Here is a 20,850-nt window from a genome sequence, read left to right as displayed (position 1 = left end):
GCGGGTAGGACTGAACGGTCCAGCGCTCAACGAACTTTCGCGTCCCGAGGACTGTCATGGCACCGCACCCCGAAGCCGGCCTCGCCCCGGCGCTCGACCGCATCGTCGAGATCAGCCTGGGCTTCCAGGCCTCGCAGGTCCTGTTCACCGCAGTCCGCTCCGGGCTCTTCACCACCCTCGCCGAACGCCCTCTGCCCGGCGAGGAACTGCGCACCCGGCTGGGGCTGCACCCGCGCTCCGCCCGGGACTTCTTCGACGCCCTCGTGGCCCTCGGCCTGCTGGAGCGCCACGACGGAAGCTACGCCAACACCCCGGCCACCGCCCGCCACCTGGTCCGGGGCGAGGACGGCTACCTCGGCGGATTCATCGAGATGCTAGACGCCAGGCTCTACGGCTACTGGGGCGCCCTCGGCGAAGGGCTGCGCACCGGAGAGCCGCAGAACGAGATCAAGGACGGCGGCGACTTCTTCGCCACCCTCTACGAGGACCCCGAACGCGTGGCCGTCTTCCAGCAGGCGATGACCGGCCTGTCCCTGCGCTCCGCCCACGCCCTCGCCGAGACCGTCGACTGGTCCGGCCACCGCACCGTGGCCGACATCGGCTGCGCGGAGGGCGGGCTGCTCCGGCACCTCCTGCAGCGCCACCCGCACCTGCGGGGCACCGGCTTCGACCTGCCCGCCTGCCGGGCCGCCTTCGAGGAACAGGCGAGGACGTCCGGCCTCGCCGGCCGACTCGCCTTCGCGGACGGCGACTTCTTCACCGACCCGCTGCCCCGGGCCGACGTGCTGGTCTTCGGGCACATCCTGCACGACTGGGACCTGCCCACGAAGCGGATGCTGCTGCGCAAGGCGCACGAGGCGCTGCCGGAGGGCGGCCGGGTGATCGTCTACGAGATGCTGATCGACGACGACCGCCGGGAGAACCTCGCCGGACTGCTGATGAGCCTCAACATGCTGATCGAGACCCGCGGCGGCTTCGACTACACCGGGGCGGACTGCCGCGGCTGGCTGGCGGAGGCGGGCTTCCGCGACAGCCGCGTCGAGCACCTGGCCGGGGCCGAGTCGATGGTGATCGCCGGCAAGTGACGCACGCCTCGTACAGTGCATGCATGGACGCGAGTGCGGTGCTGCACATCAAGGGACGGATACTGGTCGGCCCGGACCCCCTGAGCGGGGTGCGCGACGAGATGTGGGTGGTCGGCGGACGGATCACCTTCGACCGGCCGACGGGAACGGCGGACGTCACGACGATCACCGGGTGGGTGTTGCCCGGACTGGTGGACGCACACTGCCACGTGGGGCTCGACGCACACGGTGCGGTCGACGAATCGACCACCGAGAAGCAGGCGTTGACCGAACGGCACGCCGGGGCACTGCTGCTGCGCGACGCCGGCTCGCCCTCCGACACCCGCTGGATCGACGACCGCGAAGACCTCCCGCGCATCATCCGCGCCGGCCGCCACATCGCCCGCACCCGCCGCTACATCCGCAACTACGCCCACGAGATCGAGCCGGAGGACCTCGTGGCCTACGTGGCGCACGAGGCGCGGCGCGGGGACGGCTGGGTCAAGCTCGTCGGCGACTGGATCGACCGCGAGACCGGCGACCTGGGCGCCTGCTGGCCGCGCGGGGCGGTCGAGGCCGCGATCGCGGAGGCGCACCGGCTGGGTGCGCGCGTCACCGCGCACTGCTTCGCGGAGGAGACGCTCGCGCCGCTGGTCGAGGCCGGGATCGACTGCATCGAGCACGCCACCGGGCTGACCGAGGAGACGATCCCGCTCTTCGCGGAGAAGGGGGTGGCGATCGTCCCCACGCTGGTCAACATCGCGACGTTCCCGCGGCTGGCGGAGGGCGGCGAGAAGAAGTTCCCGCGCTGGGCGGAGCACATGCGGGCCCTGCACGCGCGCCGCTACGCGACGGTGGGTGCGGCGTACGACGCGGGGATCCCGGTGTACGTGGGCACGGACGCCGGCGGTTCGCTGCCGCACGGGCTGGTGGCGCAGGAGGTCGAGGAGCTGGTGAGGGCCGGGCTCCCGGCGTCGGCCGCGCTGGCGGCGGCGTCGTGGGGGGCGCGGGAGTGGCTGGGGCGGGCGGGGCTGGAGGAAGGGGCGCCCGCCGACTTCGTCGTGTACGAGGAGGATCCCCGTGCGGACGTAAGGGTGTTGGGCGCTCCGCGCCGGGTGGTGCTGCGGGGGCGGGTGGTGGGGTAGAGGGTGCGGGTTGTTCGTGGCTGGTCGCGCCCACGCGGCGGAGCCGCATGGGGGTACCTCCCAGCGGTAGCTGGGGGAGTAGCTGCCCCGCGCCCCTTACGGGGCTACTGCCGACGCGAGCGCCTCCGCGAAGCGGTCCGACGTCTCCCTGTCCCGGACCGCAACCCGCACATACTCCGGGCCCAGGCCCGGGAACGTGTCCCCGCGCCGCACCGCAAACCCCAGCCCGCGCAAGCGGATTCGTACGGCCGCAGCATCAGGCAGGCGCAGCAGCAGGAACGGACCCGCCGCCGGCCCGCACACCGTCACCGATGGGAACTCGGTCAACCGGGCCTCCAGATAGGCCCGGTCCGCGGCGACCCCGCATGCCGCCCGCCCCGATTCCGCCACAGCCGCCGGCAGGCAACACGCCTCCGCCGCCACCAACGCCGGCGACGACACCGGCCACAACGGCTGCGCCCGCTCCAGCGCGGCCACCGTGTCCGGCGCGGCCAGCACGTAGCCGATGCGCAGGCCCGCCAGCCCCCACGTCTTCGTGAGGCTGCGCAGCACGACCAGCCCGGGCAGATCCGTCCGCGCCGCCAGCGACTCGCGCTCGCCCGGCACCGCGTCCATGAACGCCTCGTCCACGACCAGGGTCCGGCCCGGCCGGGCCAGCCGGGCCAGGAGCGCGGCCGGGTGGAGCACGGAGGTGGGGTTGGTGGGGTTGCCCACGACCACCAGGTCCGCGTCCCCCGGCACCGCCCGCGGGTCCAGGCGGAAGCCGTCCGCCGCGTCGAGCACCACCCGCTCCACCGTGTGCCCGGCGTCCCGCAGCGCCGCCTCCGGCTCGGTGAACTGCGGGTGCACGACGACGGCCCGGCGCACGCCGAGCGCCCGGGCCAGCAGCACGAACGCCTCGGCGGCGCCCGCCGTGAGCAGCACCCGCTCCTCCGGCAGCCCGTGCCGCGCGGCCACGGCGCGCCGCGCGGCACGCCCGTCGGGGTAGGCGGCCAGGCCCGTGAGCGAGTCGGCTATGCGCTCGCGCAGCCACTGCGGGGGCGTGCCGGAGCGCACGTTGACCGCGAGATCGGTCAACTCGGCGCCCGCGCCGCGTACTTCCGCGTCGCCGTGGTGCCGCAGGTCGGGTTCGTGCATGGGGGCCTTCGGAGAGACGGTACGGGGGGCGGCGACGGCCACGGCGCAGGTCGCCCGCGCCGACTTCCGCTTGCCGACCAGCAGGACGCCGCCGGGCCCTGCGCCCAGCAGCGCGGCGGCCTCGGCCACGGACGGTGTCCCGGCCGCGGAGAGGACGGTCTGCGAGGGGTGCGGGGTCGCCTGCGCGGCGAGTTCGTCGGGGGAGTAGACGCGGAGCGGCACGCCGAGCCGCTCGGCGGCGACGAGCACGGCGGGCTCGTCCGCCCTGGCCTCGACGGTGGCCAGGGCCGCGACGGTGCCGGCACCGTCGCCGGCCTCGGCCAGGGTGCGCCCGGCGAGCGCGAGGATCTCGTCGGCCGTCGTGCCGCGGCGGGCGCCGACGCCGAGGTAGAGGGCGGCGGTCATGCGCGGGCCGCCGCCTGTGCGACGAGGCGGTGGGTCATGGCGGGGGCGCCTGCCCAGTGGGTGTGCAGGTAGGAGGCGTGGACGCCGGCGAAGGCGAAGCCTTCTGTGCGGCGGGCGGGGTGCGTGAAGCCCCATGCCGGGCTGTCGCCCGCGGCCGGTTCGACCACCGTGCGGTGGAACTCGTGTCCGCGGACGCGAGTGCCCGCGACGGCCAGGCAGTTGTCCGCGAGGGCCACGGCTTCCCGGTAGCCGAGGGTGAGGCGCTCGGACATCCGGGCGTCGGCGGGCAGGACGCCGCACATCTCCTTGCCGTCGAGGGTGCGGCAGAGGTAGAGGAGGCCTGCGCATTCGGCGACGACGGGTGCGCCGGTCGCCGCGAGGGCGGCAACCTCCTTGCGGAGGAGTGCGTTTGAGGACAGGTCCGCCACGTGCATTTCGGGGAAGCCGCCGCCGATCACCAGGCCTTGGGTGCCCGGGGGCAGGGACTCGTCCCGCAGCGGGTCGAAGGTGACGACTTCGGCACCGGCCGCGGTGAGCAGTTCTGCGTGCTCCGTGTACGAGAACGTGAACGCCGCACCGCCTGCGATCGCGATCACGGGGCGGGGGCCGTGCCCCGAAGGGGCGCGGGGAACTGCGCGATCAGCCACGGACGGCCCGCAGTCGGCGGACCACGCCTCCCCCGGCACCGCCGGCGCGCTCCGCGCCAAGGCCAGCAACCCCTCCAGGTCGCACCCCTCCCGTACCTGGGCCGCCTGGGCCGCCACCGCGGCCACCGCCTCCGCGCGCCGCTCCGCCACCGGGATCAGTCCCAGATGCCGGCTCGGGGTGTTCAACCCCGGGACGCGCCGCAGCGCACCCAGCACCGGCACCCCCGACTCCGCCAGCGCCTCGCGCAAAATGGCCTCGTGGCGGTCCGAGCCGACCTTGTTGAGGATCACCCCGGCCACCCGGACCTCCGGGTCCCAGGACGCGAAGCCGTGCACCAGCGCCGCCACCGACCGCGACTGCGACGACGCGTCCACCACCAGCACCACCGGTGCCTTCAGCAGCTTCGCCACATGCGCCGTCGACGCCAGCTCGCCCTGCCCGCTCGCCCCGTCGTACAGGCCCATCACGCCCTCGACGAGGGCGAGATCGCAGCCCGCGGCCCCGTGCAGGAACAGCGGAGCGATCCGCTCCGGGCCGCACATGTACGCGTCCAGGTTGCGGCCCGGCCGGCCCGTGGCCAGGGCGTGGTAGCCGGGGTCGATGTAGTCCGGCCCCACCTTGTGCGGGGACACCGCGAGCCCGGCGTCCGCGAAGGCCCGCATCAGGCCGGTGGCCACGGTCGTCTTGCCGCTGCCGGACGCCGGGGCGGCGATGACGAGCCGGGGGACGTTCACACTTACCACTCGATGCCCCTCTGGCCCTTCTGGCCCGTGTCCATCGGGTGCTTGACCTTGGACATGTCGGTGACCAGATCGGCGAAGTCCATCAGCTTCTCCGGGGCGTTGCGGCCCGTGATCACCACGTGCTGGGTGCCGGGGCGGTCGCGCAGCACCGAGACCACCTCGTCGGTGTCGACCCAGCCCCAGTGCATCGGGTAGGCGAACTCGTCGAGCACGTACAGCTTGTACGTCTCCGCCGCCAGGTCCCGCTTGACCTGCTCCCAGCCCTCGCGCGCCGCCTCCTCGCCGGCGGCGAGGTCGCGCTGCACCCAGGACCAGCCCTCGCCCATCTTGTGCCAGGCCACGGTGCCGCCCTCGCCCGTGTCGCCGAGCACGCGCAGCGCCCGCTCCTCGCCGACGCGCCACTTCGCGGACTTCACGAACTGGAACACCCCGATGGGCCACCCCTGGTTCCACGCGCGCAGCGCGAGCCCGAAGGCGGCGGTGGACTTGCCCTTGCCGACGCCGGTGTGGACGAACACCAGCGGCCGGTTGCGGCGCTGGCGCGTGGTGAGCCCGTCGTCGGGCACGACGGTCGGCTGTCCCTGGGGCATTACGCCGCCCTCCTGCTGTTGTCGGTACGTACGGTCTTCACGAGTGCGGAGACATTGTCCGCCCGGAGCTCGTCGAGGGTGACCACCGGGCCGCCCAGGGCCCGGCCCAACTCGCCCGCCAGGCCGAGCCGTACGGGCCCGGACTCGCAGTCCACGACCACCGAGGCCGTGCCCCCGGCCGCCAGCAGCCCGGCCGCGCGCCGCGCCCGCGGCAGCGGTTCCGGGCCGCCCGTCGCGCGGCCGTCGGTCACCACGACCAGCAGCGGGCGCCGCGACGGGTCGCGCATCCGCTCCACGCGCAGCACCTCGTGGGCCTGCAGCAGGCCCGCGGCCAGCGGGGTGCGGCCACCGGTGGGCAGCTTCTCCAGCCGGGCGGCGCCCGCCTCCACCGACGACGTCGGGGGCAGCGCCAGCGTCGCCTCCGTGCCGCGGAAGGTGATCATGCCGATCTTGTCGCGGCGCTGGTAGGCGTCCATCAGCAGCGACAGCACCGCGCCCTTGACCGCGCTCATCCGCTTCCGGGCCGCCATCGACCCGGAGGCGTCCACCACGAACAGCACCAGGTTGCCCTCGCGTCCCTCGCGCACCGCCTCCCGCAGGTCGTCGCGGCGGATCACCAGGCCCGGGCCGCTGCGCCCGCGCGCCCGCTGGTGCGGGGCGGCGGCCTGCACGGTGGCGGCCAGGTGCAGCCGGGACAGCGCACCGCGCGGGCGGCGCGCCCCCGTCGTCCGGCCGTGCGCGGTGAGCGCGCGCGAACGGCGCCCGTCGGCGCCCTCGCCGAGGCCGGGCACGTCGAACCGGCGGGTGCGGAACGGCTCCGCCGCGGCGACGGCGGGGGCCTCGGGGGCGTCGCCGCTGTCGCCGGATGCCGGCTCCGGTGCCGAACCCTCCTGCGAGGCGGGGGAGTTGTCCGGCTGCGGGGCGTCCGCCGCCGGGTCCTGCCGCTGGGGCGGCACGTCCTGCGGGGGCTGCCCGCCGTCGTCGGGGCCGTTGCCGGGGCCGTTGTCCGGACCGCTGCCGTCCGGATCGTCCTCCGGGCCCGACGGGTCCGGCTCCGGCTCGGGGTCGTCGTCCTCGTCGTTCTCGAACTGCCGCAGGATCTCGTCGAGTTTGTCCTCGTCCAGGCCCGGGGCGTCGAACGGGTTGCGCCGCCTGCGGTGCGGCAGCGACAGCAGCGCCGCCTGCCGCACGTCCTCGGTCGTCACGTCCGTGCGCCCCGCCCAGGCGGCCAGGGCCGTCGCGGTCCGCGCGGTGACGATGTCCGCGCGCATGCCGTCCACCTCGAACCCGGCGCACACGGCCGCGATCCGGCGCAGGGCGCCGTCCCCGAGCCGCACGTCCGGCAGCAGCGCCCGCGCGGCGGCGATGCGCTCGCGCAGGGCGTCCTCCTCCGCGGCCCACTTGGCGGCGAAGGCCGCCGGGTCCTCGTCGTAGGCGAGGCGGCGGCGCACGACCTCGACGCGCTCGTCCGTCTCCCGGGAGGCCGCGACCTCGACCGTCAGCCCGAAGCGGTCGAGCAACTGCGGGCGCAGTTCGCCCTCTTCGGGGTTCATGGTGCCGACGAGGAGGAAGCGGGATGCGTGGCGTACGGAGACGCCCTCGCGCTCGACGTAGGAGGCGCCCATGGCGGCGGCGTCGAGGAGGAGATCGACCAGGTGGTCGTGGAGGAGGTTGACCTCGTCCACGTACAGCACGCCGCGGTGCGCGTCGGCCAGCAGGCCGGGCTCGAAGGTCTTCACACCGTCGGACAGCGCGCGTTCGATGTCGAGCGCGCCGACGAGACGGTCCTCGGAGGCGCCGACGGGCAGCTCGACCACCCGGGCGGGGCGGGTGCCTGCGGGCCCGGTCCCGTGCGGGCCGTCCGGGCACTCGGTGTCGGGCGCCGCCGGGTCGCACGAGAAGCGGCAGCCGGTGACGACGTCGATCGCCGGCATCAGGGCCGCGACGCCGCGCACGGCCGTGGACTTGGCGGAGCCCTTCTCACCGCGGACGAGCACGCCGCCGATGGACGGCGAGATCGCGTTGAGCAGGAGGCCGAGTCGCATGTCGTCCATGCCGACGATGGCGGTGAACGGGTAGGTGGGCGAGGCCATCAGGTACCCCCTTCAAGGGCATGGACGTGGTGATTCGGCTGCGGGCCGTCCGGGGCCGGTCGCGCCCACGCGGTGCTCACGGCGCCCCCGGCGGTATGAACGGGGCACCCGCCGGCGCCCCGTCCTCGATGAGGCGCAGCAGCGCATCCGTGTCGGCGTGCTGTTCGATCAAGTCGCCCAGGCGGTCCAGCTGTTCCTCGCGCAGCGCAGCGAAACTCGTGTCCGGTGCCGGGACGAAGTCCCGCCCGGCCGCGCGGGCGACCTCGCGGAGGAACGCCCGGCGGAAGCCGTCGCTCTCCAGCGAGCCGTGCCAGTGCGTGCCCCATACGGAACCCACGCGGCAGCCGTCCAAGAAGGCTTCCCCGCCCAGCACTTCGGCGACGCCGTGGTGGATCTCGTAGCCCTCCACCCGTTCGCCCAGCGCCTCGCCCACCGGGCGGGCCAGCGTCTTCTCGACGGCGAACCGCACCCGCACCGGCAGCAGGCCCAGGCCCTCGACCGCACCGGCCTTCGACTCGACCTCGTCCTCGATGCGTTCGCCCAGCGCCTGGAAGCCGCCGCAGACGCCCAGCACCGGGCGGCCCTCCGCCGCCCGCCGCGCGAGGGCGTCGGCCAGGCCGCGCTCGCGCAGCCAGGCCAGCGCGCGCACCGTGCCGCGCGTGCCGGGCACCACGGCCAGGTCGGCGTCGGCGAGTTCCTCCGGGCGGTCGACGAAGCGCACGATCACGCCCGGCTCGGCCGCCAGCGCGTCCACGTCCGTGAAGTTGGACATCAGCGGGACCGCACACACGGCGACCCGCAGCACGTCGCGCCCGTGCGGCGGAGCCACCACCGACTCCCGCACGGTCCCCCGCAGGGAGACCCGCAGGCCGTCCTCCTCGTCGATGCCCAGGCCGTGCGCGAACGGCAGCACGCCCACCGTGGCCCGGCCCGTCAGGCCGCGCAGCATCTCCAGCCCGGGCTCCAGCAGCGACACGTCGCCGCGGAACTTGTTGACCAGGTAGCCCGCCACGAGCTCCTGGTCCTCCGGGGACAGCAGGGCCGTCGTGCCGAAGAACGAGGCGAACACCCCGCCCCGGTCGATGTCTCCGACGATCACCACGGGCAGCCGGGCGGCCCGCGCGATGCCCATGTTGACGATGTCCGTGCGGCGCAGGTTGATCTCGGCGGGGCTGCCGGCGCCCTCGCAGATCACCGCGTCGTGCGTGCGGCGCAGCTGCTCCAGGCAGTCCGTCACGGTGCCGAACAGCTGCTCCTGGCGGCCCTGGTGGTAGCCGCGGGCGCTCAGCTCGCCCACCGGCTTCCCCATCAGCACCACTTGGCTGCTGCGGTCGCCACCGGGCTTGAGCAGCACCGGATTCATCAGCGCGCTCGGCTCGACGCGCGCCGCGGCCGCCTGCATGGCCTGCGCCCGGCCTATCTCGGCGCCCTCGCGCGTCACATACGAATTGAGCGACATGTTCTGCGCCTTGAACGGCGCGACCTTGACGCCCTTGCGGACCAGCCAGCGGCAGATCCCGGCCGTCACCACGCTCTTGCCCGCGTCGGAGGTCGTCCCCGCGACCAGCAGGCCCCCACCCCGCTTACCCACCCGTGCTGCTCCTCTTGACGGTCCTGTTCACGAACACACTGCCCACTCGGCGCCCGGCGACAGCCACCGCGAGGGCCAGCAGCGACACCCGGCGCGAGAGCCGGACGGCCCGTTCGATGTCGGCGGTCTCCACCGGGCGGTTCTCCGCGCCCAGCACCGGCCGGTGCTCGACGCGCCCCGCATAGGCGAGGGTGCCGCCGAGGCGCACCCCGAGGGCCCCGGCGAACGAGGCCTCCACCGGGCCCGCGTTGGGGCTCGGGTGCCGGGACGCGTCGCGCCGGGCCACCCGCCAGGCGCCGCGCGGGTCGGGCCCGGCGAGGACGGCGAGCGCGGCGGTCAGCCGGGCGCCCGGCCAGCCGGCGACGTCGTCGAGCCGGGCCGAGGCCCAGCCGAAGCGGCGGTAACGCGGGGACTTGTGGCCGACCATGGCGTCCAGGGTGTTCACGGCACGGAAGCCCACCAGCCCGGGCACCCCGGCGAGGGCACCCCACACCAGGGCGCCGACGACCGCGTCGGAGGTGTTCTCGGCGACGGACTCCACGACCGCCCGCGCGATCTGCTGCTCGTCCAGGGCCTGCGGGTCGCGCCCGCACAGGTGCGGCAACCGCTCCCGGGCGGCGGCCAGATCGCCCGCCCCGAGCGCGGCGCCGACGGCCCGCGCCTCGCGGCCGAGCGACGTGCCGCCCAGAACGGCCCAGGTGGCGGCCGCGGTCAGGGCGACGCCGGCGGCGCGGTGGTGGCGGGAGCGGCGGGCGGTACGGGCGAGCAGCCCGGCACCGGCTGCGGCGCCGCCCGCGCAGAGCAGGGTGTGCAGGGCTCCGCGGCCGCGGTGGTCGCGCCACAGGCGCTGTTCGACGGCGTGCGCGGCACGGCCGAACGCGGCCACGGGATGGCCGCGTTGCGGGTCGCCGAGCAGGAGGTCACCGAGGCAGCCGAGCGCGAGTCCGAGGCTTTCGACGGGCACCGGTCAGACCGCCGTGGCGAGGTACCTGAGTCCGGGACGACGAGGTGGGCGGCAGCCGGGCATGGCGATGTGTCCTCACTCAGGGTCCGCGCCCTGGCTCGACGTGACCGGCGACCAGAGTTCCTGGCTCCCGGGCGCGCGCTGCGCGGCGCGCTCTCCGGTGACAGTGGCGGGACCGCGCCGGATTCGCACCGGCTTCCTCTGTGGCTGTCGCCGTTTGGCGTTGGGCAGTCCACCACGCCCGGGGAAGGGGCGTCAATTCGAACAAAAGGCGGGTGGACTGGTGTTACCGGTCCACCCGCCGTCTGCGGAGTCGGGGTGCTACTTCCCCACGATGAGGAAGATGCCGTATCCCACGGCCGCCGCGCACAGCGCGTAGCAGGCGTACGCGCCGGTGCGCGCGGCCGCCGTCGCGCGGGACGTCGTGCCGACGATGCCCAGGGTGAAGAAGCCCACCAGAGCCACCGTCACCACGAGGCTGACGCCGAAGACCTGGCCGAGAGCTGCCCAGTCGATGTGCATGGTGTGTCGTCCTTCAGCTCGCGGCAGCGGCCGGGGCGGCGGCGGGCCGCCCGGCGTCGGTGGTCGGGGAGATCGGCCCGGCCGGCGGCGGGGCGACGGCCTGGAGGGCGGCGGTGACCACACCGGCCGGCTCGGAGGCGGCGGGTGCCGCGGGGCCGACGTGCGGCACGGCGGCGGTCCCGTTCACGGTGTCGTGGGTGACCGGCTTGCGGCGCGAGGCCAGCCAGATGGCACCGCAGGCGGCCAGCGCCAGGACCGCGACCGCGGTGATGCCCCAGTCGCCCTGGTCCGCGAGGAACGCGGCACCGCCGGCGACGATGCCCGCCGCGGGCAGCGTCAGGCACCAGGCGGCGACCATGCGCCCGGCGGTCGACCAGCGCACCACACCGCCCTTGCGGCCGAGGCCCGCGCCCATGATCGAGCCGGAGCAGACCTGGGTGGTGGAGAGGGCGAAGCCGATGTGCGAGGAGGCGAGGATCACCGTCGCGGCGCCGGTCTGGGCGGCGAAGCCCTGGGCCGGCTTGATGTCGGTGAGGCCCTTGCCGAGCGTCTGGATGATGCGCCAGCCGCCCAGGTACGTACCGAGCGCGATGGCCACGCCCGCCGAGACGATGACCCACAGCGGCGGGTCGGAGTGCGGGGCGATGACGCCGCCGGTGACCAGCGCGAGGGTGATGACACCCATCGTCTTCTGGGCGTCGTTGGTGCCGTGGGCGAGGGAGACCAGCGCGGCCGAGGCGATCTGCCCGGCGCGGTAGCCCTTGGCGGTCTCCTGCTCGTCGCGGCCGCGCGCCAGGCGGTAGGTGAGCCGGGTCGCGGCCGTCGCCGCGACGCCCGCCACGATCGGTGCGGCGACCGCGGGGATGACGACCTTCATGACGACGGCGTCCGCGTGGACGCCGTGGGAGCCGACCGAGACCAGCGTGGCGCCGATCAGGCCGCCGAAGAGGGCGTGCGAGGAGCTGGAGGGCAGACCTGCCAGCCAGGTCAGGAGGTTCCAGACGATCGCGCCGACGAGGCCGGCGAATATGATCTCGGGCCTGACTCCGGCCTTCTCGTCGATGATGCCGCCGGAGATGGTCTTGGCGACCTCCACGGACAGGAATGCGCCGACGAGGTTCAGCACTGCCGACATCGCCACCGCCACCTTGGGCTTGAGCGCCCCGGTGGAGATGGTGGTGGCCATGGCGTTGGCCGTGTCGTGGAAACCGTTCGTAAAGTCGAACACCAAGGCCGTGACGATCACGATCCCGATGAGAAGCGTGATGTGTTCCATTCACCCAGGCAATCAGCTCGATGGTCAGTACGCGGCGACCGTAGGGATCCTGGGTGAACGGAAGGTGAACTGGACAGGGACGCGTGTCGGCCACAACCGGAGGGTGATGTCGATGACGAATCGCGAGAAGCACGCCCGCTCCACCCGGATACCCGCAGGAATCCCCGAGGCCTGGGCCGCCGTGGTGGCCGCGGCCCGCCGCACCGTTGCTGACGGACTGGTTGTGGGCACGTCCGGAAACGTCTCTGCACGGGCGGGAAATGTGGTGCTCGTCACGCCGACAGGCGTCCCTTACGACCGGCTTCGCCCCGAAGATGCCGTGGGCGTGGACCTCGACGGGCGACAGATCCTCGGCGAGCTGAGACCCACCAGCGAACTCCCCATGCACCTCGCCGTCTACCGCGCCACCGACGCCGCAGCGATAGTGCACACCCACGCCGTCCACGCCACGGCCGTCTCCACGCTCGTCGACGAACTGCCCCCGGTCCACTACATGGCGGGGGTCCTCGGCGGACCGCCGCGGGTTGCGCCCTACGCCCTCTACGGCAGCGAGGAACTCGCCCGCGGCGTACTGCAGGCGCTCGACGGCCGCACCGGCTGCCTGCTGCGCAACCACGGCACGCTCACCCACGGCGCCACGCTCGACCAGGCCTACGACCGCACCGCCCAGCTGGAGTGGATGTGCAGGGTCTGGCTCGCCGCCGCCTCCGTCCCCGGCCGCACCCCCGCGCTGCTGGACCCGGAACAGCTCGCCACCGCCGGTGTCCGGCTCGCCGGGTACGGACAGCCCGGCTGAGCGCGGCGCCCCGTAAGGGGCGCGGATCCGGCCCACTGGCCGCTTCGGTCGCCCCGGCCGACACTGGAAGGGATGCTCCTGCGCAGAGCGACGGCCGCGGCCGTCACGACCCTGATCGGTGCCGGAGCGGCCGCGGTGGCGGCCGGGCGGTACGCGGGTGACGCTGCCCTCAAGGTCTCCGCGGGCCCCCTGCCCGGCGAGCAGCACGTGGCCGTCCACACCGCCGACGCGGTGACGGTCACCCTCACCCGCACCCCCGCCACGCTCCGCCCCGGCACCTACGGGCTCGCCGGGCCGGGGCTGCACGCCGTCGTCGGCCCCGTCGTCGCCGACGTCTCGCACCCGCACGACTGCGTCGTACGGCACCTGGAGAGCGTCGCGGACGGCGCCCTGGAGCCCGGCGCCCGGGTCTGGCTCACCCCGCAGCTCTACACGGGCGGCCCGCAGGAGGCGCTCGGCATGCACCACACCGACCTGGACGTGGCGGGCGAGCTCGGGCCGCTGCCCGCCTGGTTCGTCCCCGGCGTCCGCGACACCTGGGTGATCGCCGCGCACGGCCTGGGCACGACCCGCGCGCACCCCCTGAACGTGCTGCCGTTCCTGCAGCGCCTGCGGTTCCCCGTGCTCTCCGTCTCCTACCGCGGCGACCCCGGAGCCCCGCGGCCACCGCACGGAATCGGCCACTTCGGCGCCGTCGAATGGCGGGATCTCGATGCCGCCGTCCGGCACGCCGTGCGCAGCGGCGCCCGGCGCACGGTGCTCTACGGCTGGTCGACCGGCGCCACCATGGCCCTGCTCACCGCCCTCGACTCCGCCGTGGGCGACCGCGTCAGCGGCCTCGTCCTCGACTCCCCGGTCCTGGACTGGCAGGCCGCCCTGCGCTCCCTGGCCCGGCACCGCGCCCGCGGCGCCCTGCTCGGCCTCGCCGTGCGCGCCGCCGAGGGCAGGACGGGCCTGACCGCCGACGGGCTCTTCGCCGCCGCCGACACCACCCGGCTCGCCGTTCCGGCGCTCGTCCTGCACGGCACCGACGACACCGTCGCACCCCTGCAGCACTCCCGCGAACTCGTCGCGCGCCGACCCGATCTGATGCACTTGCACACCGCCCGCGGGGCCGGGCACGCCGGGGCGTGGAACGCCGACCCGCAGGGCTGCGAGGAGGCCCTGCGGCGCTTCCTGACGCCCCTGATGTAGCTTCCGCGCGTGCGCCCGGAGCCTCCCGTCAGCAGGCGTGCGCGGCCGGATAGTTGATTCCGATTGGGTTTTCGGAGCGTGAACGGCAAGACTGCTCCTGTGACGTCCCGTACTCCGCGCGACTCCCGGCTCAGACTCGTTCCGCGACAGCCGATCGCCGCCGCCCGCCGGGCAGTGGCGAACCGAGGCTCCCGACCGGCGCCCCGCCCGCCCGCGGGCACACCGGCCCGGGCGGAACTCGCCCAGCAGGCCAGAGCCGGACTCACCGGCGCGGTCCGGCTGGCCCGCTGGGCCGCCGACGCGTGCCTGCGCGGCGCCTCGGTGGCGGGCCCCGGCGGACTCGCCGACGCCGCCGGACGGGCCGCGGACGCCCTGGGACTGACGGCCGGGCAGGTGCGCTCCGACTGGGACCGGGCCCGGCTCGCCGGGCTCCTGGAGCTGCACGGCGGCACCGCCCGCCCCGGCTGGCGGCTGACCGCCTGGGACCGCGACGACAGCGCCGTGCTGCGCGGCTGGGTCGCGCTCTTCGACGCCTGGTCCCTGGCCCACCCCGAGCCCGCCGGCACCGACCTCGCCGTGGCCGCCGAGGTCGTCGAGGCGGTGCCGCAGCTGCTGTCCGTCATGCACCTGTCGGCCGGCCCGGTCGCCGAGGCGATGCTGCTCGACCTGCTCCAGCAGCGCGTCGCCGAGATCCGCGCCGAGCGCTGCGAGATCCCCTACGACGGCGGCCGGCCCGTCCCCGCGGCCCCCGCCCCCGGCGGGCCCGACCCGCTGCCCGGCCTGCTCGGCTGGGCCCTGGAGGCCCTCGCCTCGGTCGGCGCGCTCGTCGTGCGCGACGGCGCCGCCGTGCTCACCCCGCTCGGCAACTGGGCGGTGTGGGTCAAGCTCGAACAGATCTGCGTGGCCGCCCAGAGCCCCGCGGGCAACATCGAGCTGGGCGCCGAGGCCATGCTGCGCGGCTGCGCCGACCTCACCCCCGGCCCGGCCCGCGCCGAGTACCGGGCCTGGCTCGCCGCCCGGCCGGTGCGCAGCGCGGTCGCCGAGCTCCTCGACGCGGCCCGCGGCGACGACGCCATGGTCCGGGGCCTGGCCTTCGAGGCCCTGCGCGCCGTCGGCGCCCCCGCGGAGAGCGCGGTGCGCACGGTGGCGGAGGAGCCGTGCCTGCGCCCGTACGCGCTGCTGTGGATCGCCGAGCACGAGGGCAGCGACCCCGAGGAGGCGGCCGGGGTGCTCACCCGCGAGGAGGCCACCTGGCTGTGGGTGGACACGGCGGCGGCCGTCGCCGACCACGGCGAGAGCCGCCTGCTGGTCCGGCACCTGGACTCGGCGGTGCAGGGGACCGTGCCGGGGCTTCTGGAGGAGGTCCGCGCCGTCGGGCATCCCCGCACCGTCCAGGTGCTGGTGGCCTTGGCTGCTGCGCACCCGGATCCTGCCTTGGCGAAGGCGGTGCGCCGGGCGGCGTTCCAGGTGCACCGGGGAGGGGCCTGAGGTTTTGCGCCCCCTCAGGGGCGCGGGGCTGCGCCCCTGACCTCCGGGGTGGTGCGTCGGCTGCGGGCCGGTGGGGGCTGATCGCGCAGTTCCCCGCGCCCCTTACGGGGCGCCTGGTCGCGTCCACGCGGCGAAGCCGCATATGTGAACAGCCCCGCGCCCCTTACGGGGCGCCCCGTCACCGGAACGTGTCGCACCGTCCCATGTCGCCCGTCGAGTACCCCGTCGTGAACCACTGCTGCCGCTGCGCAGCAGACCCGTGCGTCCAGCTCTCCGGAGTGACCCGCCCTTGGAACTTCTCCTGGATGCGGTCGTCCCCGACCGCCGCGGCCGCCGAAAGTCCGTCCTTGATGTCACTCTGCGTCAGCTGAGTGACAAGCGGCTTGCCGGTGGACTTCTCCGGTGTCGTCGTCGCGTGCTTCGCCCACACCCCGGCGTAGCAGTCGGCCTGCAGCTCGACCTTCACGGACGCGCTGTTGGCGCCCTTCTCGCCGCCCTGGGTGCGGGCCAGGGTGCCCTGCAGGTTCTGGATGTGGTGCCCGTACTCGTGCGCCACGACATAGGCCTGGGCGAAGGGGCCGCCGCTCGCCCCGAACTTGGTCTTGAGCTCGTCGAAGAAGCCCAGGTCCAGGTAGACCTTCCGGTCGCCGGGGCAGTAGAACGGGCCGACCGCCGAGGTCGCGGCCCCGCAGGCGGTCTGCACCTGGCCGGTGAAGAAGACCGTCGACGCCGGGGTGTAGGTCTTCCCCCGCCGCGCCAGCTCCTGGCTCCAGAAGGACTGGGCGCTGTTGACGACCGCGACGATCCGGCAGTCCTGCCGGGTGTTGGCGTCCTTGCCCGTGCGGCAGTGCTGCGCGACCTGCGCGTCCGTACTGGACGTCGCCGTCGGGGACTGGCCCCCCGAGGACAGCCCCAGCTCCTGCGGGCCGATGCCGAAGAACAGCCCCAGCACCAGGGCCAGCAGGCCCACGATCCCGCCGCCGATGGTGACCCCGCCGCCGGGGATACCGCCGCCCCGCCGGTCCTGCACCTGGGAGGTGTCCAGCTCCGCGTCGTCGTCGAACTGCATGCCCCGCCGCCTTCCGTACCCGGTCCGTCACCCCGAGTATCCGCGAAGCGGCGGTCGGCGGCCCGGAAATCGACTTGCCCGTCCCCGCTAGACTTCTCCCTATGGCATATCTCCCTGTGCATTAGACGGCGTCGCTCGACCGCAGTCCGTCCCGTCCGCCGTCCGACCTGCCCAGGAGCAGTCCTTCCGTGATCACCGCCTCCGGTATCGAGCTGCGCGCCGGCGCGCGCATCCTCATCGAGTCCGCCTCGTTCCGCATCGCCAAGGGCGACCGCATCGGCCTCGTCGGCCGCAACGGCGCCGGCAAGACCACCCTCACCAAGTGCCTCGCGGGTGAGGGCATCCCGGCGTCCGGCACCATCACCCGCTCCGGAGAGGTCGGCTACCTCCCGCAGGACCCCCGCACCGGCGACCTCGAGGTGCTGGCCCGCGACCGCATCCTCTCCGCCCGCGGCCTCGACGCCGTGCTGCGCAAGATGCGGGAGAACGAGGACCGGATGGCGAACGGCAAGGGCGCCACCCGCGAGAAGGCGATGAAGAAGTACGAGCGCCTGGAGACGGAGTTCCTCACCAAGGGCGGGTACGCCGCCGAGTCCGAGGCCTCCACCATCGCCGCCGCGCTCAGCCTGCCCGACCGGGTGCTCGGCCAGCCGCTGCACACCCTCTCCGGCGGTCAGCGCCGCCGCGTCGAGCTGGCCCGGATCCTGTTCTCCGACGCCGACACCCTGCTGCTCGACGAGCCCACGAACCACCTCGACGCCGACTCGATCGCCTGGCTGCGGGACTACCTCAAGACCTACCGCGGCGGCTTCGTCGTCATCTCCCACGACGTCGACCTCGTCGAGACCGTCGTCAACAAGGTCTTCTACCTCGACGCCAACCGCTCGGTCATCGACGTCTACAACATGGGCTGGAAGCTCTACCAGCAGCAGCGCGAGGCCGACGAGAAGCGCCGCAAGCGCGAGCGGCAGAACGCGGAGAAGAAGGCTGCCGCCCTCAACTCCCAGGCCGACAAGATGCGGGCCAAGGCCACCAAGACCGTCGCCGCGCAGAACATGGCCCGCCGTGCCGAGAAGCTGCTCTCGGGTCTGGAGGCGGTGCGCGTCTCCGACAAGGTCGCCAAGCTGCGCTTCCCCGACCCCGCGCCCTGCGGCAAGACGCCGCTGACGGCGGAGGGCCTGTCGAAGTCGTACGGCTCGCTGGAGATCTTCACCGACGTCGACCTGGCCATCGACAAGGGCTCCCGCGTCGTCATCCTCGGCCTCAACGGCGCCGGCAAGACGACCCTGCTGCGCCTGCTCGGGGGCGTCGAGAAGGCCGACACCGGCGCGGTCGTCGAGGGCCACGGCCTCAAGCTGGGCTACTACGCCCAGGAGCACGAGACGCTCGACCCGGACCGCACGGTCCTGGAGAACATGCGGTCCTCCGCGCCCGATCTCGACCTGGTCGAGGTGCGCAAGGTGCTGGGCTCGTTCCTGTTCTCCGGCGACGACGTGGACAAGCCCGCGGGCGTCCTCTCCGGCGGCGAGAAGACCCGTCTCGCCCTGGCCACCCTGGTGGTCTCCTCGGCGAACGTGCTGCTGCTCGACGAGCCCACCAACAACCTCGACCCCGCCAGCCGCGAGGAGATCCTCGGCGCCCTGCGTACCTACAAGGGCGCGGTCGTGCTGGTCACCCACGACGAGGGCGCCGTCGACGCCCTCCAGCCGGAGCGCATCATTCTCCTGCCGGACGGCGTCGAGGACCTCTGGGGCCCCGACTACGCCGACCTGGTCGCCCTGGCCTGACGCGGGGCCCCGCCGGCCGTGATCGGGGCCGTCCCGATCATTCGGCCGATGCGTGATCCATCATCTGAGTGATGACGACTCGTACAGGGGTGTCGCGGTGCGCTCCGGCGCACGCGCCGCCCCGGCTGCCGGACCCCCGCCCCGGGAGTGCTTCCAGTGCCCCCTCTGACCTGCCTCTTCACTCCGCCACCCGGACGGCCGTACGAGCGGATCCGGACGGAATCGCCTGCTCCGGGCCCTGGTGCGGCCGGAAAACACGGGATCCGTTTCCCACGGAGTTCCCATGGACCTTGCCGAATGGGTGGCCAGGACGCCGCCTAGGGGTGATCATGAGAGACAAGAGGCGCATCTCCCCCTGAGGAGGCACGGGTGGCCGAGACTTTGAAGAAGGGCAGCCGGGTGACCGGCGCCGCGCGCGAAAAGCTCGCGGCAGACCTGAAGAAGAAGTACGACGCTGGTGCGAGCATCAGGGCGCTGGCCGAAGAGACCGGTCGCTCCTACGGCTTCGTGCACCGGATGCTCAGCGAGTCCGGCGTGGTCCTGCGCGGCCGCGGCGGAGCGACGCGCGGCAAGAAGGCCGCCTCGGTCTGACGTCGCGCGACAAGTCAGTTGTGGGCAGCCCACCCGGTCGGCCGACCCGTCGACCGGGTGGTTACTGTGCAGTACGTCTTCCATGCGACTGCGGCCACTCGGAGGCCCCCATGACTGCCCGCAAGACTCTGCTCGACCAGGACGGCGTCCGGCTCACCGTCGACGACACCGGTGCCGTTGCCACGGTCACGCTCGACCGTCCCGCCAAGCGCAATGCCCAGTCGCCCGCCCTGTGGCGGGCCCTGACCGCGGCGGGCCGGCAGCTGCCCGGCAGCGTGCGCGTCGTGCTGCTCCGCGGCGAGGGCAAGTCCTTCTCCGCGGGGCTCGACCGGCAGGCGTTCACGCCCGAGGGCTTCGACGGCGAGCCGTCCTTCCTGGACCTCGCGCGCGGCACCGACGAGGCGCTCGACACCGAAATCGCCTCCTACCAGGAGGCGTTCACCTGGTGGCGGCGCACCGACCTCGTCTCCATAGCCGCCGTGCAGGGCCATGCGATCGGTGCGGGCTTCCAGCTCGCCCTCGCCTGCGACCTGCGAGTCTGCGCGGACGACGTGCAGTTCGCCATGCGCGAGACCAGCCTGGGGCTGGTCCCCGACCTGGGCGGCACGCAGCCGCTCGTCGAACTGGTCGGCTACGCCCGGGCGCTGGAGATCTGCGCCACGGGCCGCTTCGTCCACGCGGAGGAGGCGGAGCGGACCGGCCTGGCCAATCTCGTCGTGCCGGGCACGGAACTCGACGCCGCCGCGGCCGACTTGGCGGCCGCGCTGCTGGCCGCGCCGCGGGATGCGGTCATCGAGACCAAGGCCCTGCTGCGCGGGGCGGCTGGTCGTACGTACGACCAGCAGCGTGCAGCCGAACGAGCCGCTCAGGCGCGGCGCCTGAGGGATCTGGCGGGGTTGGGGGAGTAGCCGCGCGCCATGGCGCCCCGTAAGGGGCGCGGGGAACTGCGCGAGCAACCACGGCGCGCCCGCAGATGACACCCGTCCCCGGGGCAGTGCGTCGGCCGCAGGCCATCGGTGGCTGGTCGCGCAGTTCCCTGCGCCCCCTACGGGGCGCAGATCCGCCGGACACGTCCTAGGGTGGCAGCTGGACGTCCCCCGGACGAGAGGCGGTCGACGATGGCCGACACCCCGAACAAGCCGCAGCCGCCGCCCGCCGAACGCGGCCGGACCACCATTGCGGACGGCGTCGTCGAGAAGATCGCCGGGCTCGCCGCCCGGGACGTGCTCGGGGTGCACGCCATGGGCAGCGGGCTGTCCCGCACCTTCGGTGCGGTGCGGGACCGGGTGCCCGGGAGCAGCCGGTCCCTCACCCGGGGGGTGAAGGCGGAGGTCGGCGAGGTCCAGACCGCGCTGGATCTGGAGATCGTCGTCGATTACGGGGTCGCCATCGCGGATGTGGCCCGCGCCGTGCGGGAAAACGTCATTGCGGCGGTGGAGCGGATGACGGGCCTGGAGGTCGTCGAGGTCAACATCGCCGTGACGGACGTCAAGCTGCCGGACGAGGGCCCGGACGAGGAAGAGCCGGAGCCCAGGATCCAGTAGGGAGCGCACGATGAGCATGGCCGTGGCAGGCCTGATCGCCGGCATGGCGCTCGGATTCGCCGGATACTTCGGCGGTTTCGGGGCCTTTCTGCTGGTGGCGGCCCTGGGCGCCGTCGGCTTCGTGGCGGGCCGGCTCCTGGACGGCGACCTGGAGCCGGGCGACCTCTTCCGTACCCGGAACCGCGGCGGGCGGCGGCGGTAGG

At 74.1% G+C, this 20,850-nt stretch carries 19 protein-coding genes and 1 riboswitch; of the genes, 10 read left to right on the top strand and 9 right to left on the bottom strand.

Annotated elements, in window-relative coordinates:
• Positions 1 to 56: 56 nt before the first annotated feature.
• Together ACWD4B_RS20325 and ACWD4B_RS20320 are read left to right on the top strand one after the other, a co-directional pair.
• Positions 57 to 1,085 (top strand): methyltransferase, encoded by a 1,029-nt coding sequence (locus ACWD4B_RS20325; RefSeq protein ID WP_451422042.1) that lies wholly within the window; start codon positions 57 to 59, stop codon positions 1,083 to 1,085.
• A 23-nt stretch (positions 1,086 to 1,108) separates the two neighbouring features.
• Positions 1,109 to 2,209 carry an amidohydrolase family protein gene (locus ACWD4B_RS20320; protein WP_451422041.1) on the top strand — a complete coding sequence of 367 codons (1,101 nt, stop codon included), beginning with the start codon at positions 1,109 to 1,111 and terminating at the stop codon, positions 2,207 to 2,209.
• Between the two features lie 96 nt (positions 2,210 to 2,305).
• On the opposite strand, the gene cobC is transcribed toward ACWD4B_RS20320, so the two are convergent.
• The 8 genes from cobC to ACWD4B_RS20280 form a co-directional block, all read right to left on the bottom strand.
• Positions 2,306 to 3,751: an Rv2231c family pyridoxal phosphate-dependent protein CobC gene (gene cobC, locus ACWD4B_RS20315; protein WP_451422040.1), complete on the bottom strand. Its 1,446-nt coding sequence runs from the start codon at positions 3,749 to 3,751 to the stop codon at positions 2,306 to 2,308.
• A complete protein-coding gene (locus tag ACWD4B_RS20310; RefSeq protein ID WP_451422039.1) occupies positions 3,748 to 5,133 on the bottom strand; it encodes a cobyrinate a,c-diamide synthase in 1,386 nt (461 codons plus the stop codon). The genes cobC and ACWD4B_RS20310 overlap by 4 nt, the downstream gene beginning before the upstream one ends.
• A gap of 2 nt (positions 5,134 to 5,135) precedes the next feature.
• Positions 5,136 to 5,732 (bottom strand): cob(I)yrinic acid a,c-diamide adenosyltransferase, encoded by a 597-nt coding sequence (cobO, locus tag ACWD4B_RS20305; protein WP_451422038.1) that lies wholly within the window; start codon positions 5,730 to 5,732, stop codon positions 5,136 to 5,138.
• Positions 5,732 to 7,825 (bottom strand): putative cobaltochelatase, encoded by a 2,094-nt coding sequence (locus ACWD4B_RS20300; protein WP_451422037.1) that lies wholly within the window; start codon positions 7,823 to 7,825, stop codon positions 5,732 to 5,734. The genes cobO and ACWD4B_RS20300 overlap by 1 nt, the downstream gene beginning before the upstream one ends.
• A gap of 76 nt (positions 7,826 to 7,901) precedes the next feature.
• Positions 7,902 to 9,416: a cobyric acid synthase gene (locus tag ACWD4B_RS20295; RefSeq protein WP_451422036.1), complete on the bottom strand. Its 1,515-nt coding sequence runs from the start codon at positions 9,414 to 9,416 to the stop codon at positions 7,902 to 7,904.
• Positions 9,409 to 10,380, bottom strand: a complete 972-nt coding sequence (locus ACWD4B_RS20290; RefSeq protein ID WP_451422035.1) for a cobalamin biosynthesis protein — start codon at positions 10,378 to 10,380, stop codon at positions 9,409 to 9,411. The genes ACWD4B_RS20295 and ACWD4B_RS20290 overlap by 8 nt, the downstream gene beginning before the upstream one ends.
• A 118-nt stretch (positions 10,381 to 10,498) precedes the next feature.
• Positions 10,499 to 10,581, bottom strand: a riboswitch (cobalamin riboswitch).
• Between the two features lie 120 nt (positions 10,582 to 10,701).
• Complete coding sequence (locus ACWD4B_RS20285; RefSeq protein WP_451422034.1) at positions 10,702 to 10,902, bottom strand: hypothetical protein; 201 nt, start codon at positions 10,900 to 10,902, stop codon at positions 10,702 to 10,704.
• A 13-nt stretch (positions 10,903 to 10,915) separates the two neighbouring features.
• The gene (locus ACWD4B_RS20280; protein WP_451422033.1) at positions 10,916 to 12,178 is read right to left on the bottom strand and encodes an anion permease; all 1,263 of its coding nucleotides are present in this window, start codon (positions 12,176 to 12,178) and stop codon (positions 10,916 to 10,918) included.
• A 112-nt stretch (positions 12,179 to 12,290) separates the two neighbouring features.
• On the opposite strand from ACWD4B_RS20280, the gene ACWD4B_RS20275 reads away from it, so the two are divergent.
• The 3 genes from ACWD4B_RS20275 to ACWD4B_RS20265 all read left to right on the top strand — a co-directional run bounded on the left by ACWD4B_RS20275 (position 12,291) and on the right by ACWD4B_RS20265 (position 15,656).
• Positions 12,291 to 12,974 carry a class II aldolase/adducin family protein gene (locus ACWD4B_RS20275; protein ID WP_451422032.1) on the top strand — a complete coding sequence of 228 codons (684 nt, stop codon included), beginning with the start codon at positions 12,291 to 12,293 and terminating at the stop codon, positions 12,972 to 12,974.
• A 72-nt stretch (positions 12,975 to 13,046) separates the two neighbouring features.
• Positions 13,047 to 14,168 carry an alpha/beta hydrolase gene (locus ACWD4B_RS20270; RefSeq protein WP_451422031.1) on the top strand — a complete coding sequence of 374 codons (1,122 nt, stop codon included), beginning with the start codon at positions 13,047 to 13,049 and terminating at the stop codon, positions 14,166 to 14,168.
• A gap of 99 nt (positions 14,169 to 14,267) precedes the next feature.
• Positions 14,268 to 15,656, top strand: a complete 1,389-nt coding sequence (locus tag ACWD4B_RS20265; protein ID WP_336412402.1) for a hypothetical protein — start codon at positions 14,268 to 14,270, stop codon at positions 15,654 to 15,656.
• A 178-nt stretch (positions 15,657 to 15,834) separates the two neighbouring features.
• Here ACWD4B_RS20265 and ypfJ read toward each other — a convergent pair whose 3' ends face one another.
• Positions 15,835 to 16,725: a KPN_02809 family neutral zinc metallopeptidase gene (gene ypfJ / locus ACWD4B_RS20260; protein ID WP_451422030.1), complete on the bottom strand. Its 891-nt coding sequence runs from the start codon at positions 16,723 to 16,725 to the stop codon at positions 15,835 to 15,837.
• A 188-nt stretch (positions 16,726 to 16,913) separates the two neighbouring features.
• Here ypfJ and ACWD4B_RS20255 point away from each other — a divergent pair, with 188 nt between their 5' ends.
• The 5 genes from ACWD4B_RS20255 (at position 16,914) to ACWD4B_RS20235 (ending at position 20,849) form a co-directional block, all read left to right on the top strand.
• Positions 16,914 to 18,512, top strand: a complete 1,599-nt coding sequence (locus tag ACWD4B_RS20255; RefSeq protein ID WP_451422029.1) for an ABC-F family ATP-binding cassette domain-containing protein — start codon at positions 16,914 to 16,916, stop codon at positions 18,510 to 18,512.
• A gap of 369 nt (positions 18,513 to 18,881) precedes the next feature.
• Positions 18,882 to 19,103 carry a helix-turn-helix domain-containing protein gene (locus ACWD4B_RS20250; protein ID WP_043263790.1) on the top strand — a complete coding sequence of 74 codons (222 nt, stop codon included), beginning with the start codon at positions 18,882 to 18,884 and terminating at the stop codon, positions 19,101 to 19,103.
• Positions 19,104 to 19,213: 110 nt separating this feature from the next.
• On the top strand, positions 19,214 to 20,011 hold the full coding sequence (locus ACWD4B_RS20245; RefSeq protein ID WP_451422028.1) for an enoyl-CoA hydratase/isomerase family protein: 798 nt from the start codon (positions 19,214 to 19,216) through the stop codon (positions 20,009 to 20,011).
• A 210-nt stretch (positions 20,012 to 20,221) separates the two neighbouring features.
• A complete protein-coding gene (locus ACWD4B_RS20240) occupies positions 20,222 to 20,647 on the top strand; it encodes an Asp23/Gls24 family envelope stress response protein (protein WP_451422027.1) in 426 nt (141 codons plus the stop codon).
• A gap of 10 nt (positions 20,648 to 20,657) precedes the next feature.
• Positions 20,658 to 20,849: a hypothetical protein gene (locus tag ACWD4B_RS20235; protein ID WP_336412397.1), complete on the top strand. Its 192-nt coding sequence runs from the start codon at positions 20,658 to 20,660 to the stop codon at positions 20,847 to 20,849.
• Position 20,850: the final 1 nt, after the last annotated feature.

The organism is Streptomyces sp. NPDC002536 (assembly GCF_053594995.1).
This window is presented reverse-complemented; position numbering and strand designations above follow the sequence as displayed.